The 15,278-nt window shown below is 35.8% G+C and carries 12 protein-coding genes and 1 tRNA gene; 1 reads left to right on the top strand and 12 read right to left on the bottom strand.

What is annotated here, in order from left to right; translation table 11 throughout:
- Window positions 1-17: 17 nt before the first annotated feature.
- The 8 genes from prfB to K357_RS0103175 all read right to left on the bottom strand — a co-directional run bounded on the left by prfB (window position 18) and on the right by K357_RS0103175 (window position 8,419).
- A protein-coding gene (gene prfB, locus K357_RS0103210) for a peptide chain release factor 2 (protein ID WP_244869367.1) occupies window positions 18-1,125 on the bottom strand; the annotation gives its coding sequence in 2 pieces (ribosomal slippage) (window positions 18-1,067 and window positions 1,069-1,125; 1,107 coding nt in all).
- A 133-nt stretch (window positions 1,126-1,258) separates the two neighbouring features.
- On the bottom strand, window positions 1,259-3,649 hold the full coding sequence (secA, locus tag K357_RS0103205) for a preprotein translocase subunit SecA (RefSeq protein ID WP_425314970.1): 2,391 nt from the start codon (window positions 3,647-3,649) through the stop codon (window positions 1,259-1,261).
- A 212-nt stretch (window positions 3,650-3,861) separates the two neighbouring features.
- Window positions 3,862-4,386: a ribosome hibernation-promoting factor, HPF/YfiA family gene (gene hpf, locus K357_RS0103200; protein ID WP_028257428.1), complete on the bottom strand. Its 525-nt coding sequence runs from the start codon at window positions 4,384-4,386 to the stop codon at window positions 3,862-3,864.
- 383 nt (window positions 4,387-4,769) lie between these two features.
- Window positions 4,770-4,967, bottom strand: a complete 198-nt coding sequence (locus K357_RS0103195; protein WP_028257427.1) for a cold shock domain-containing protein — start codon at window positions 4,965-4,967, stop codon at window positions 4,770-4,772.
- 104 nt (window positions 4,968-5,071) lie between these two features.
- Window positions 5,072-5,791 carry an amino acid ABC transporter ATP-binding protein gene (locus K357_RS0103190; protein WP_028257426.1) on the bottom strand — a complete coding sequence of 240 codons (720 nt, stop codon included), beginning with the start codon at window positions 5,789-5,791 and terminating at the stop codon, window positions 5,072-5,074.
- The gene (locus K357_RS0103185; protein WP_028257425.1) at window positions 5,788-6,444 is read right to left on the bottom strand and encodes an amino acid ABC transporter permease; all 657 of its coding nucleotides are present in this window, start codon (window positions 6,442-6,444) and stop codon (window positions 5,788-5,790) included. The genes K357_RS0103190 and K357_RS0103185 overlap by 4 nt, the downstream gene beginning before the upstream one ends.
- A 1,017-nt stretch (window positions 6,445-7,461) precedes the next feature.
- Window positions 7,462-7,550 (bottom strand) — tRNA-Ser (locus K357_RS0103180).
- Window positions 7,551-7,906: 356 nt separating this feature from the next.
- Window positions 7,907-8,419 carry a folate family ECF transporter S component gene (locus K357_RS0103175; RefSeq protein WP_028257424.1) on the bottom strand — a complete coding sequence of 171 codons (513 nt, stop codon included), beginning with the start codon at window positions 8,417-8,419 and terminating at the stop codon, window positions 7,907-7,909.
- Between the two features lie 446 nt (window positions 8,420-8,865).
- Here K357_RS0103175 and K357_RS09845 point away from each other — a divergent pair, with 446 nt between their 5' ends.
- Complete coding sequence (locus K357_RS09845; RefSeq protein ID WP_169712403.1) at window positions 8,866-9,036, top strand: hypothetical protein; 171 nt, start codon at window positions 8,866-8,868, stop codon at window positions 9,034-9,036.
- Between the two features lie 179 nt (window positions 9,037-9,215).
- On the opposite strand, the gene K357_RS0103165 is transcribed toward K357_RS09845, so the two are convergent.
- The 4 genes from K357_RS0103165 to K357_RS0103150 form a co-directional block, all read right to left on the bottom strand.
- Window positions 9,216-10,169: a magnesium transporter CorA family protein gene (locus tag K357_RS0103165; RefSeq protein ID WP_028257423.1), complete on the bottom strand. Its 954-nt coding sequence runs from the start codon at window positions 10,167-10,169 to the stop codon at window positions 9,216-9,218.
- Between the two features lie 561 nt (window positions 10,170-10,730).
- Complete coding sequence (locus K357_RS0103160) at window positions 10,731-13,094, bottom strand: heavy metal translocating P-type ATPase (RefSeq protein WP_071838031.1); 2,364 nt, start codon at window positions 13,092-13,094, stop codon at window positions 10,731-10,733.
- 833 nt (window positions 13,095-13,927) lie between these two features.
- A complete protein-coding gene (gene ahpC, locus K357_RS0103155; RefSeq protein WP_028257421.1) occupies window positions 13,928-14,491 on the bottom strand; it encodes an alkyl hydroperoxide reductase subunit C in 564 nt (187 codons plus the stop codon).
- 601 nt (window positions 14,492-15,092) lie between these two features.
- Window positions 15,093-15,278, bottom strand: a 186-nt coding sequence (locus K357_RS0103150; RefSeq protein WP_028257420.1) for an IS200/IS605 family transposase, incomplete at its 5' end; no start/stop codon positions are given.

The following is a 15,278-nucleotide window of genomic DNA, read 5'->3' as shown; positions in this document are numbered from 1 at the left end:
CTTCTCCTCAATAGTAATTATACTATTAAATTAGCTTCTTTCTTTAAATAGCCTTCCATGAACATATCAAGATTGCCATCCATTACCGCTTGTATATTGCCTGTTTCTACACTAGTTCGATGATCTTTCACTAGATTGTACGGATGGAATACATAGGAACGGATTTGACTGCCCCATTCAATAGCTTGATAATTTCCGCCAATTTTAGCTTTTAACTCGGCTTGTTTTTCTAATTCAATTTCGAATAATTTAGCTCTCAATAATTTTAAACAAGTTTCTCTATTTTGCAACTGAGAGCGCTGTGTTTGGCATTGAACAACAATGCCTGTCGGTCTATGTGTCATACGCACCGCTGAGCTGGTCTTATTAATATGCTGTCCGCCTGCTCCGCTAGCACGAAATGTATCTACATCAACATCTTTCATATCAATATTAATATCTACTGTATCATCAATTTCAGGCATAACATCAACTGCTGCAAACGAAGTATGTCGTCGTGCAGCCGCGTCAAATGGAGAAATCCGTACCAATCGATGGACTCCTTTTTCTGATTTCAAATACCCAAAGGCATTTTCTCCTGACACCATGAAAGTAGCACTTTTAATCCCCGCTTCATCACCAGGTAGTTCATCCATCATGGTAACTGAAAAGCCTGCTTTTTCTGCCCATCGCAAGTACATTCGAATCAACATAGATACCCAATCTTGTGCTTCAGTACCACCAGCACCAGCATGGAATGTTAAAATGGCATTATTATGATCATATTCGCCACTTAACAATAATAATATCTCTTGTTTATCTACCAACTCTGCAATATGTTCAAGATGTAGAGAAATTTCTTTTTCCATCGATGGCTCATCTTCTTCAATCGCCATATCTAACATCAACTTTGCATCGTCAATATCATTAACCAATGTTTTATAATTATCTACTGCCGTTTTCAACGCAGTCGCTTCTTGAGAAATTTCTTTAGCTTTTTCTGGATCATTCCAAAATTCAGGATCACTCATTTTTACATCTAATGTAAAAATTCTATCTTCTTTTTGAGCAATGTTAAAGTGAATCCCTCATTCCATAAATACGCTCCTCCAAATTGCCAATGACACCTTTTAAATCTTCTAGCAATTGGTTCACCCACTTTCTATTTATCTTTTACTCAATACATTATCAACTTTAGCCGCATCATATCATGATACATACAGAAAATGGCACTTGCAAGAAGATGTTTCTCCTTGGCAATGTGCCATTCACACAAGTCTTAATCTATGTTTTGTGGCTCCAACACATCGTCATGGTGGGTCTGTGCATCATGTAAATAATCAACAGGTTTTTCTTCTTCTACGTTTTCAATAAATTGAGCACGAATACGGAATAAATACATAACTGTTTCGTCTTGAATTGATTCAATCATATTTTGGAACATGTCATAGGCTTCAAATTTATATTCCACCAATGGATTTTTTTGTCCATACGCACGAAGGCCAATACCTTCGCGTAACATATCCATATTATCTAAATGTTCCATCCATTTTCTATCCACAACGCGCAACATAATCGCTTTTTCTAGCTGGCGCATCATAGATTCACCGAGTAAAGATTCCCGTTCTTCATATTCTACATGAGCAATATCTAATAATTTTTCCTCTAATTCACCGCGGCCTAATTCTTCCATATGCGCAACAGTGAACGTTTTCGTATCAAGGAAATAATTGCTTAAATGCTTTGAAAGTCCTTCATAATCCCATTCTTCTGGATATAACTTTTCATCGGCAAACCGATCCATCGCTTCAAATACAATTTTATCAACCATTCCAATAATTGTATCCTTCAACGATTCATTTTGTAAAATCTTGTGACGTTGTTCATAAAGCACTTCACGCTGTTGATTCATAACATCGTCATATTCAAGAATTTGTTTACGAATTTCATAATTTCGATTTTCAACTTTTTTCTGGGCTTTTTCAATGGAGCGAGTAATCAAAGCATGTTCAATCGGTTCATCTTCTTCCATGCCCAATTTATCCATCATACCCGCAATATTATCGGCGCCAAAAATACGCATCAAATCATCTTCTAAGGATAAGAAGAATTGTGAAGATCCTGGGTCGCCTTGACGACCGGAACGACCACGCAACTGATTATCGATGCGACGACTTTCATGTCGTTCTGTCCCTAAAATAGCCAAGCCCCCTAATTCAGGAACACCTTCACCTAAGGCAATATCGGTACCACGACCAGCCATATTAGTAGCAATGGTAACCATTCCTTTTTGTCCCGCTTGTGCAATAATTTCTGCTTCCTTTTCATGATGTTTTGCATTTAGCACATTATGTGGCACACCACTGCGTTTTAACATATCGCTCAGTTCTTCTGATTGAACGATAGAAGTAGTACCAATCAAAATTGGTTGTCCTGCTTTATGTCGTTTTACTGCATCACGTACAACGGCTCTATATTTAGCTGCTTTCGTTTTAAAGATTAAGTCTGGTAAATCAAGTCGTATTAATGGTTTATTAGACGGAATAGGCCACACTGCTAAACCATAGATATTACTAAATTCAGTTTCTTCAGTTTTAGCTGTCCCTGTCATGCCTGCTAATTTATCGTACATGCGAAAATAGTTTTGGAACGTAATCGATGCTAATGTTTGACTTTCCCGTTCTACTTTCAATCCTTCTTTTGCTTCAATGGCTTGATGCAATCCATCAGAGTAACGACGGCCAAACATCAATCGTCCTGTAAATTCATCTACGATAACTACTTCGCCATCTTTAACGACATAGTCTGTATCACGATGCATCATCGCATAAGCTCGTAAGGAACACCCTAATAAATGATTAAGCTCAAGATTTTCTTGATCATATAAGTTCTCAATGCCTAACATTTTTTCTACCTTCGCAATCCCTTTTTCTGTAGGCGCTATGGTTTTTTGTTTTTCATCAATTACATAATCTTCATCTTCGCCGGCTTTTAAACGAGGCACAATCTTAGCCAATGTGTAATAATTATCGGTAGACCGCTCACCTGGGCCAGAAATAATCAATGGCGTACGAGCTTCATCAATCAAGATAGAATCCACTTCATCCACAATGGCATAGTGCAATGGTCGTTGTACCATTTGGCTCACATCACTAACCATATTATCTCTCAAATAGTCAAAGCCAAATTCATTGTTGGTTCCATACGTAATATCTGCGGCATAGGCGATTTTACGCTGTTGATAATCCAAGTTAGATATAATCAAACCTGTCGATAGTCCCAAGAAATTGTACAATTTACCCATTTGTTCACAGTCACGAGATGCTAAGTAATCATTTACCGTAACCACATGAACCCCTTTACCAGTCAAGGCATTTAAATATACAGGCAATGTGGCAACTAAGGTTTTACCTTCCCCAGTTCTCATTTCTGCAATATTGCCTTTATGTAATGTAATACCACCAATTAATTGGACATCGAAGTGTCTCATTCCCAATACGCGTTTAGAAGCTTCACGAACAACAGCAAACGCTTCTGGTAATAAGTCATCCAGTGTTTCCCCTTTTTCTAAACGCTCTTTAAATTCAGTTGTTTTAGCAACTAAAGAAGCATCACTCAATGCAATATATGTATTTTCTAGCGCATTAATTTCATCTACAATTTTACGCATCTTTTTTATTTCTTTAGCACTATTATTGCCTAACAGTTTTTCAATAAAACCGAACAAAAAAAATCAACTCCTTAATGAGTATAACGACATATGTATCTAATTAATTCTATCAAAAAAGCCTAGAATAGTCAAAACAAAGAAGCTGATTGATTAGGAATATATAGTATGTATTCCTAATCAACCAGCTATATCACAAATTTACTCTATGTATCTTATAATTCTGGCTCTAATAAACCATATTTACCATCATTACGACGGTATACAACATTCATAATTTCAGTTTCTGCATTAAAGAACATAAAGAAATTATGTCCTACTAAATTCATTTGCATAATCGCTTCTTCTACATCCATAGGACGCACTGCAAAATGTTTGCGTTTTACTACTTCTAACGAATCTTCTTCGATCGATGCATCACTAGCAGCGGCAATGAACGTCTTTTGTTTCTTAAAGCGTCTTGCTAAGCGCGTTTTATGTTTATGAATTTGTCGTACAATTTTATCCACTACCAAATCGATGGCTGCATACATATCATTATTTTTTTCAACGCCTCGCAAGACAACGCCCTCTACGAAGCAAGTCAATTCAATAACATTTTCACCTTTTATGCTAGATAACACCGCATTTACATCAAAAGGACCATCAAAATAACGCCCCAATTTATCGGCACGCTTTTCCACGTATTCCCGTAAAGCTACTGTAATTTCAATGTTTTTTCCTCGTACTGTTACTTTCATAATAAACACCCTTTCTTTTATATATATGAGATTTCTCTCATTATTATAATGTTTATATATTATATATATTCTATAAGTAACTACTAAACTCCTCTTTTTTGTTTATATTTTTCATAGTTTCCGTGTAAATTCTTACATCACTGCCACTAACGATACTCTCTAACATACTATTGAATCTATGTTGATTGCCTTTAATTCTCCATATAGATGACTAGCAATTCTACTAAATTTCTCATACATATTCTTATAAGAATATATGTTAGTATCAGTAACCAATAATTTCTTTCCATATTAGTTGTATGAATCAATTCACTGTTCATTCCATATAGGAAAACGTCTGGCGAGAAACTATCTCACCAGACGTCTGATTGTAAGTATTATATTTATGCTTTAACTACGTTCGCAGCTTGAGGGCCACGATCACCGTCGATAATATCAAAATTAACGTCTTGACCTTCAGTTAAAGATTTGAATCCTTCATCTTGAATTGCAGAGAAATGAACGAATACATCGCCACCATCTTCTCTTTCAATAAATCCATATCCTTTTTCCGCACTAAACCATTTAACTTTACCTAACATGAAAATTCCTCCTAAAACTACACAATCATAATTACGATTGTAATTATAGATTCATATTATCATAGACAGTGATAAATATCAATCAAAATATATATGACTATCTGTTATAAGATTTTCGATAAAAATGATTGTGTCCGTTCATGTTTAGGATGGTCAAAAATTTCTGATGGCGTTCCTTCTTCTAGAATTTGTCCATCATCAACAAATAAAACCCGTGTAGCTACTTCTTTGGCAAATCCCATTTCATGCGTTACCACCACCATTGTCATACCTTCACGAGCCAAATTTTTCATAACATCTAGTACTTCATGAACCATTTCTGGATCTAGTGCCGATGTAGGCTCATCAAAAAGCATAACTTCTGGTTTCATTGCTAATGCACGGGCAATCGCCACACGTTGTTGTTGACCGCCAGATAAACTTTCAGGATATGCATCAGCCTTATCCGCTAAACCAACACGTTTCAATAGAGCTAACCCAGTTGCTTCTGCTTCCGCTTTAGGTATTTTTCTTACCTTTCGCTGTGCCAATGTTAAGTTATCCATAACGGTCATATGAGGGAACAAATTAAATCGTTGAAACACCATGCCCACTTCAGTACGCACTCGATTCACATTGTTTTTATCATTAAGATTCAGCCCATCAACAAGAACATCTCCACTGGTAGGCACTTCTAAATAATTCATGCAGCGTAGTACTGTACTTTTCCCTGATCCGGAAGGGCCAATAATAACAACTACTTCGCCTTTTTCTACATGAAGATTAATTCCTTTTAATACTTCGTTTTTGCCAAAGTTTTTATGTATATTTTGTAATTTTATCATTTTATTTTATATTTCCTTTCAAGGTATCCTACTAATTGGCTAATCGTCATGGTCATAATTAAATAAATGATAGCTACGGTTGTCCAAATTTCAAAAGAACCATAGGTTTTGGCTATAATTAATTGACCTCGCCGTGTCAATTCTTCAAACCCAATGACAGAAACAAGAGAGGAATCTTTCAACATTGCAATAAACTCGTTCCCCAATGGTGGAATAATTCGTTTAAACGCTTGTGGCATGATAATATAACGCATTGTTTGCATCCAGTTAAGTCCTAAAGAGCGACCTGCTTCCATTTGTCCTTTATCAATCGATTGAATACCTGCGCGAAAGATTTCAGAGACATAGGCACCAGAATTAATACTACAAGCAGTCACCGCTGCTACAAAAGGATTAATCTTGGTATGAATAATCATAGGTAGTGCAAAATAAATCAAGAAAATTTGTACCAATAGTGGTGTACCACGAATAATATCTACATATAATTTAGCAAGTAATCGAACAAGTCTAAACTTAGATAAATTAGCTAATGAAGCAACCATCCCAATAAAGAAACCACACCCTACGCTCATGGCCGTAATTTCCACTGTTACCAATGCGCCTTTCAACAAGAGTGGTAAATTATCAATAATTAATGACCAATCAAAATTCATACGCCGATCCCTATCTTTCTATTTACATCGTACAATCTTTAATAACTACCACACAAAGGAGTAGCTTTATTCACTAAATCATTATATATTGTATGAATATACAAGTCAACAACTTATATCATCACTTTAGTATAACCAGATTTCATAGGAAGTAACTATCAATCACTCTGTTTACATATATTTTATCACCATCATAAAGATTTAATTTATATGCAACTTTTATCATGAATCGTATCATAAATATATACCGATACTACCTAACGATTAAGCACTGCATCTACCACACATTTGTATAGGCTCCATACTACGCATACGATGCAGCTACCCTCTCATTTTCTAGAATCATATATGTACCACCTAAAAGTGTATGCATATACACGTACAAGAAATGATTCACAAACTATGAGTAGACTCGTACTATAAAATCCTTCTTACTGAGTAAAGTAACACCATTTCTTCAGTCATATCACCATAATCTATATACTTTTAAATGATTGACCCAATACATAAAAATGGCACACGAGAAAATTCTCATGTGCCTTCTATACGACTGACCTGGTTTTTGCCCCCACACTCGCCTGCTGGGAGGTTCGCTCATAAGTCTATTGCTCCCCACTACTGCTCCTCTCGGTTATTCCGGCAGGACTTACATCTAAGACGCACCATGCTCACAAGTCATTCACTTGCTTACGTGGATCGTTTTGCCTGCGTCTGGCATCGACTTTCAACCACAGACTCGTATGCACATATTATATGTAATAAAAAGTTCTTTGTCTATGTATATGTAATATTTTTATGCACACGCCTATATGCTCATCTATTGATTCTTTGCCATCAATCATATTTTTCTTATGAAGAATAAATCACATTTTTATATACTATATCATTATATACTAATCGTTCCCTTTGTATATCACGAAAGTTAATTATGTATCTCTTATCAAAGGATGAGTACACAAAAATATAATAAAAATCACCTAGAAAAAATCTAGGTGATAAAAATTGAATTCATATATGTGGCGGAGAGGGTGGGATTCGAACCCACGGTACGTTGCCGTATCACTGGTTTTCAAGACCAGCTCCTTAAACCGCTCAGACACCTCTCCAAAACTATATGTATTTTATCAAAAATTTTAGTCTTTAGCAAGCTTTTTATAAGTAGGTTTCTACTTGATAGAAGGTCCGTCACATAAAGTATCCACTCACCATACATAGATATAGTCAATCTGCTATGCACAATTCTCTACCTATCAACGATTGGACGTTACCAGATATCGCGCCTATGATAGCGTGCGTGTACTATACATCACTGTCCCTAGAAAAAGTAATCGTACTAAATTCCCCCATGACGTACCATGCAAAATAACTACAACGCCACGCACAGAAAAGAAGTCACGCATATACTAATGTACTACGTATAGAAAGGAAATCATTGGGCGGAACTGCTCCCCTTACAGGTACCCTATTTGCGATACGTTTGCAACCATTTTTCTAACCCTTTATACACAACGAAAATCAAGGCTACTTCTAAAGGAAAACAAATAATATTTTTAATCAATCGACTCATAAATATAGCCGATATGGCTTTATTATAATAAATTACAAGCCACAATGTATTTAACCCCAAATGTAAACACACAGTTACTATCAATTCGGGAATGCAAATGCGACGTATCGTAATAGGTCGATTGTATAACCAATAACCGTAGACACATCCCACCAAAAATTCTGTTACCATAAACCCTGGGAAAAATACACCTCGTCCAAACAGTGTCATTCCAATCAAACACGCAATGGCTGCCATAATGCCTGCACGAATTGGTCCGTACATGATTGCAAATATAGCCGTTGGTATAAAACCAAATGTAATATGTACAAAGGTTGTATGAATTGCCAATATATATGACATAATAACTGTCAATGCTACAAATAAACCCGTTCTTGCTAATTCTTTAATCCCTCTATTTGTCATCATAATTCCTTTCACTGCAAAGGTCTAGAAATATTCCATAATGGAAAATGACCCCTCTATAAACACACGCCTCATATTCCTTATTAGGCTAGTATTATCAGCCTTTTCACAAGAAGACTTGAAAATATTTTTCTATTATACAAAATACTATATACTATGTCTACTCACTATGAACGTTACTAACCTTCACAAGTATGCCAATATAATATATTGTATGTCTTCTACACATAGCCCAATATGTTCTTCCTCTACTCACAATTCTCTATACCTTCTGATTGCCTATTTTTCGCATATATCTGTATCAACATAAATATTTCAAAAAAATTTGATATACCCCCTTTACAAATTTTAAATTTAATATATAATAGAAGTATAGACGATACCTATACGGGTATATGTTAATAATTAAAAGTTAATTTTATTTTATTTATACTAGGAGGTATATTATTATGGCATCTTGTGGAGAAATGAAAAAAGGTCAAGTGTACGTTTGTGCAGATTGTGGTTTTGAAATCGAAGTAATTAAAGAATGTACTTGCGATCATGATAGCGCTTGTCAACCAAACCATGATCACTGCTGCGACTTCCAATGCTGTGGTCAACCAATGAAATTAAAATAATCATTCTATACATACATGCAAACAGAAACAGCCCCCCGTGTACTCCTATCCACGGGGGGCTGTTAGTATTATAAACTAGGTCTATATAATTTCCATCCATGCCCTACTAGCATGAACGAATCTCTATCACGCTAGTAAGAAGCAATACTGGTATACATCTACGCTAGTATACATCCATCCTAAAACAAATCTTTTTTCCACATAACAACAATAGCTATCGCCATAGCCACCACAGCAATTAAAATAATTTCAAGGAATCCATATATATCATGTTGAAAAGGGAGCCCTACATTAGTACCCCACAAACTAAAAATAATCGTTGGTACTGCTAATGTAATCGTTAAGGCTGCCAACATTTTCATGACATTATTTACATTATTAGAAATAATGGATGTAAACGCATTCATCATGTTCATTAAAATATTAGAATACATTTCTACCATTTCCATAGCCTGCTTGTTTTCGATAATAACATCTTCCAACAAATCTTCATCTTCCTCATACATTTTGAGCAAATGTGTTAATGCCGTATGCCGCCGCATGCGGAGCAATCGTTCCATCACAGTTCCATTTGTGCGTAAGGCTGATGAAAAATAGGTCATGGATTTTTGCAATTCTAACAACTGGAAGAAATCTTTGTTTTTAGTCGTATGACGTAATTGTATTTCAATATCATCCGTACGTCGATTAATTTGTTGCAAATAACGCAAAAACAATACTGCTGTACGATATAAAACTTGAAATAAAAATCGTGTCTTTTTATACGTATAAAATGTAGAAACTTGATTATTAATAAATGGATATAGCACATCCGATTCTTCTAAACAAACAGTAATAATAAAATCTGGAGTTAAAAATATACCTAATGGCACCGTATCATATTCATCATTACCGCGCAAAGCAGGAATATTAATAACAACAAATATATAATTATCTTCGATCTCAACGTGAGAACGTTCTTCCATATCTAAGGCTGTTTTTAATACGTCTGTCGGAATTTCTGTAAGGATATTGATTAATGCTAACTCATCGGGGTCTGGGTTCACCAAATTAACCCAAGATCCTTTTGTTGCATCCGCAACGGTTGTATCAGAAACTAGTTCTTCATCTACATGTTTATATACCGTAAGCATATCGCACCTCCTCATTCATCTATATCTATTGAATTATACCCCATTTCATTACACTTTTACAAGATATAATGATATATTGCTGTAAAGAACTACTTTATTAAAATGTAATAAAACTAGGTAAAATAACCTACTGCAAAAATCCAATATATAAAATTCATTTACTAACTATTAATAAAATATATAATGTAGTTGCTAATACACCTGTTACAATTGATAAAACAAGTAAGCTTTACATATTGCCTCCTTATATTTAAAATATTATTAGAAAGGTGGATGGGCTTTCACCCTCCTTGCTTTTATCTTTTTCTAATCGCCTTGAAAGCAAGCATTGCAACGGTCAAATTGATTATGCTTGTAATCAGGGCATTATTTCTATCACTAACTCCATGCTACAAATAAAACAGAGGAGCGTTGATACAATGAATCAACGCTCCTCTACGGTATTAGAGCTATATCATATAGTAAATTTTCTAGAACTAGTTACTCAATGTAATCACATCGATATGCTATATCAACCACAAATATGTGCCTTGGCAAGCATACGTACATCTACGAAGGTAGTTATTTTTTGTATAAAATACGAACTGAATTCAAAATACAAAGGATTGATACACCTGTATCACCAAATACAGCCCACCACATGGATGCATAACCAGCCAAACCTAATGCCATGATAACAATTTTAATAGCGATTGCAAACGCAACATTTTGCCATGCTATACGTACTGTATGTTTTGAAATCCCCATAACATCAGAAATCGCACTTAATGACGATCTCATAAATACCACATCAGAAGCCTCAATCGCTGCATCGGCACCAGATCCCATAGCCCCACCTACATCAGCACCAGCCAATACAGGCGCATCATTGATACCGTCACCAACAAACATAGTTTCTCCATATTGTTGACGAATTTCTTTAACTGCTGATAATTTGTCTTGTGGTAATAATTGCGCTTTTACAGCAGAAATGCCAATTTGGGAAGCAATATATTCTGCACTTCGTTGATTATCGCCAGTTAACATAACACTTTCAATACCTTTAGATTTCAACGTGCGAATTGCCTCTGCCGAATCTTCACGAAGGCTATCAGCAATGCGAATATTGCCTATGTATTGACCATCTACACCAACCAACACTTCACTGCAATACGGTGCTAATTCGCTAGGATGATTTGCTACTTGATAACGTTCCATCAAACGCACATTACCAACGCATACTTGTTTACCATCAACTATACCAACCAGACCTTCTCCAGGAATTTCTTCAGTATCGGTCGCTTTGCTAATAAAAATATTACGATCTTTTGCCGCTTTTGTAACACTAATCGCAATAGGGTGATTAGAAATGACTTCCAAGGCGGCTGCATAGGTTAATACTTTTAATTCATCTGATTCTGGTACAGGATTAATTGACTGTACTGCAAATTCACCAGTTGTAATCGTACCAGTTTTATCTAATGCTACCGCTTTAATATTTGATAAGGCTTCAATCACTAAGCCACCTTTTAATAAAATACCTCGTTTTGATGCCGCCCCAATACCCGAGAAAAAGGCCAATGGTACGCTTAATACCAATGCACAAGGGCAACTAATAACCAAGAATGTCAAGGCTGTATAAATCCAATGATCCCACGTACCGAATCCCAATAGTGGAGGAATGATTCCTGTAATTAATGCAACTACTACAACAATTGGCGTATATACACGGGCAAAGCGAGTAATAAATCTATCAATCTTAGGCTTAGAGGCTGCCGCATTTTCTACAGAATCTAAAATTTTAGTAACCATTGAGTCATTCAATGCATTATCGACGCGCAATACAATGCGACCAGATTCATTAACACACCCTGACAATAATGAGGTGCCCGGTTCAGCAGCGATTGGTACCGGTTCTCCTGTAACTGGCGCCGTATTAACACGAGTCGTTCCTTCTATGATTGTTCCATCCAATGGAATTAAATCGCCAGGACGGACTTCGATAATTTGTCCTACTTCCACTTCTTCTGGATTCACAATCACTACATTTCCAGCATCTGTTAACACGCGTACTTCTTGTGGACGCATGTCAACGGCAGTCATAATTTCATTACGACTCCGTTCTGTAGCACGGTGTTCAAACATTTCACCAATACGATAAAAGAAAATAACACCCACCGCTTCTGGGAATTCGCCAATCAATAGAGCCCCTATCGTTGCAATCCCCATGAGCAAGTTTTCGTCAAAAATTTGACCTCGACCGATATTCTTAATGGCTGTCCACAATATTTTATAGGCCAAAATAATATAGGTAATAACGAGTATAACATCTTCCAACTGTTTAGGAAGTGCCCAAGCTGAAACAAATTCTGTAATCGATACAAAGAGTAGGATAATACCACCAATGATAAGTGTCCATAGACCATCGTCACTTTTTTTAGTCTCTTGCCGATTCTTTTCTGTTTCCGCTTTCGTAAGTCGTTTATAGGCTTCTACTGTCACGCCTTCTTCTATGGCATCGCAGATACCTTGTAATTCCACACACAACATCGAGGTAGTATGATTCGATGTTAGCCGTAATTGTTGCGTACTAAACGCATAGGTCACATCACTTACATGGGGTAATGTTTTAATTTTTTCTTCAATTTTACCGGCACAATTGGCACAAGTAAGGCCTTTCAACAAAAAAGTGTGTTCCTTCTTTTCTTCCCCTACTGCCTTACGGTGAAACGGTTTTACTGTAACCCCTTCTTCAATGGCATCACAAATGCTTTGAAATTTACTGGTTAGTTCTTCCATGTCTTCTATATCAGTAACAATATGCATTTTTTGTGTACCCACTGAATAGTTGGCCTCTTGAATGCCTTCCATCTGGCGAATGCGGTCTTCAATTTTAGCAGCACAATTAGCGCAGGTAAGCCCTTCCATTAGATAAACTTGCTTCATGTTTGTATATCTCCTTTGATATATGATAAAATCATTTCTATCTACTATATAATACACATCTTGTACTATATAATCATTACTTCTGCATGCAATCACTCTTCATCATTAACATATGAATAATCATTCATATGTTAATGATATAGCAATTTATCTAATTCGTCAAGAGCATTGTATAAAATATATACAATCTATCAATCAGACACAGCACACACCGATAGAAAACTCATGTCTATACTATCACTTTTACTGCAAACTTTCAATACATCTAGTAAAATTGTAGGAATTATATATAGCAATGTATCTAATTCGTCAACGTCATCGTATACACTGCAACATCTATCACACACCATGCTCGTACGTTTATAGATACATTATTATACTCTCTCCTTTTACTGTACGTGTTCCATGCCTCTATTACCATTATAGAAAGTATATAGGTAATGTATCTACTTCACCAACGTCATCGTATACATTCTCTGCATCTATCACACACCATACTCATACATTTATAGATACATTATTATACTCTCTCCTTTTACTGTACGTGTTCCATGCCTCTATTACCATTATAGGAAGTATATAGATAATGTATCTACTTCGCCAACGTCATCGTGTACACTATATACATCTATCAACCACACCTATGAACACACTTGTAGGAATCTTATCTGTAGTCACTTCTTTTACGATAAATCCTCAATACATTGAACAATATTATAGAAAGTATCGTGCATCAAAGCAAAAAAAAGCTACTATGAACCAAATACTTGATCCATAGTAGCTTTTTGTATGAGGAGTGTATTTAAACAATCATATAGAAATATACTAATTAATTATAATTTGCCCACTAAATCCAAACCAGGTTTTAATGTATCTTCCCCTTTTTTCCATTTCGCTGGGCAAACACGATCGCCATGTTCAGCTACGAATTGAGCAGCGTCTACTTTACGCACTAATTCATCCGCAGAACGACCGATTGGCATATCATGAATTTCCGCTGTTACAACTTTACCTTCTGGATTAATGACAAACGATCCGCGATAGGCACGACCTTCTGCTTCAGAGAAGCAACCAAAGAAATCAGCTAATTCATGACGTTGATCTGAAATCATAGGGTATTGAATTTTCGCAATATTAGGAGATGCATCGGCCCATGCTTTATGGACAAATTCAGAATCTACTGATACGGAATACACTTCAACACCACGTTCTTGTAAATAAGCGTATTTAGTTTGTAAATCCTCTAATTCTGTAGGGCAAACAAATGTAAAATCTGCAGGGTAAAAGCAGAATACAGCCCACTTACCAATAATATCAGCTTTTGTTACTGTTTCAATATTCGGATTTCTAAATGCTTGTACGGAAAATTCCGGAATTTCTTTACCAATAATTGACATACTTGATACCTCACTATACTATCATGTAATGATTAAAACTCTTTATAATGAAAACATTTTTCATTTACAATTACATAATACACTATATCGATAATTTTAGCAAGTAATTAGTAATAATTTTTATTCTTATTAAAAGTATCTTCATCACTTGGCTACTCTGTCCCCCCATTTTCGTACTTCACTACCAGATTACAAGTAACATCATCACTTATTTCTTTCGCTTCGTCAAACGACAAACCAACGATGCATCTGCTATCAGTGCTCTATAAAGCGATGGATATCTTCTTATCTATAGTAATCTCATGATAGGTATTCTATTTTTCATTGGTCACACGAGAATAATCCAGTGACACACTCTATCCTATCATTAAAATACTATTTATATGCGATTACTTCATTACTCATATAAAAATAAATCCTCATACATCGATAGAAACTATATCCCTATCCTATTTAAATCATACCCACCCGTAGAACGGGTGGTTTGCTCTGACCCTATAAGGGTCTTTCTCTAGTGGTAGCCCTCTAAAGAGGGCATTGAATAATCTGACAACCACTCTATTATCACTGACTGCCCCCTACTCGGGGGCTTTTCTTTTGCCTATTTTACTGGCTCACCCGTAAACGGGTCGGTATACTCTTTAAGGTTTAATGTATCTTGTGCTATATCTTCTTGTAGTTGATTGCGAATATACGCTTTTATTGCGCCTTCATATCGTCCTACCGTATCCACATAATATCCTCTACACCAGAAATGTCTATTTCCATACTTATATTTTAAATTTGC

The organism is Veillonella montpellierensis DSM 17217 (assembly GCF_000426745.1).
Taxonomy (GTDB): Bacteria; Bacillota; Negativicutes; order Veillonellales; family Veillonellaceae; genus Veillonella; species Veillonella montpellierensis.
This window is presented reverse-complemented; position numbering and strand designations above follow the sequence as displayed.

What these genes read in the sequence shown, in the direction of transcription:
- secA (WP_425314970.1), bottom strand. Translation starts at nt 3,649, where the DNA reads ATGCGTAAAATTGTAGATGAAATTAATGCGCTAGAAAATACATATATT.
- hpf (WP_028257428.1), bottom strand. Translation starts at nt 4,386, where the DNA reads ATGAAAGTAACAGTACGAGGAAAAAACATTGAAATTACAGTAGCTTTA.
- K357_RS0103195 (WP_028257427.1), bottom strand. Translation starts at nt 4,967, where the DNA reads ATGTTAGGTAAAGTTAAATGGTTTAGTGCGGAAAAAGGATATGGATTT.
- K357_RS0103190 (WP_028257426.1), bottom strand. Translation starts at nt 5,791, where the DNA reads ATGATAAAATTACAAAATATACATAAAAACTTTGGCAAAAACGAAGTA.
- K357_RS0103185 (WP_028257425.1), bottom strand. Translation starts at nt 6,444, where the DNA reads ATGAATTTTGATTGGTCATTAATTATTGATAATTTACCACTCTTGTTG.
- K357_RS0103175 (WP_028257424.1), bottom strand. Translation starts at nt 8,419, where the DNA reads ATGATGACAAATAGAGGGATTAAAGAATTAGCAAGAACGGGTTTATTT.
- K357_RS09845 (WP_169712403.1), top strand. Translation starts at nt 8,866, where the DNA reads ATGGCATCTTGTGGAGAAATGAAAAAAGGTCAAGTGTACGTTTGTGCA.
- K357_RS0103165 (WP_028257423.1), bottom strand. Translation starts at nt 10,169, where the DNA reads ATGCTTACGGTATATAAACATGTAGATGAAGAACTAGTTTCTGATACA.
- K357_RS0103160 (WP_071838031.1), bottom strand. Translation starts at nt 13,094, where the DNA reads ATGAAGCAAGTTTATCTAATGGAAGGGCTTACCTGCGCTAATTGTGCT.
- ahpC (WP_028257421.1), bottom strand. Translation starts at nt 14,491, where the DNA reads ATGTCAATTATTGGTAAAGAAATTCCGGAATTTTCCGTACAAGCATTT.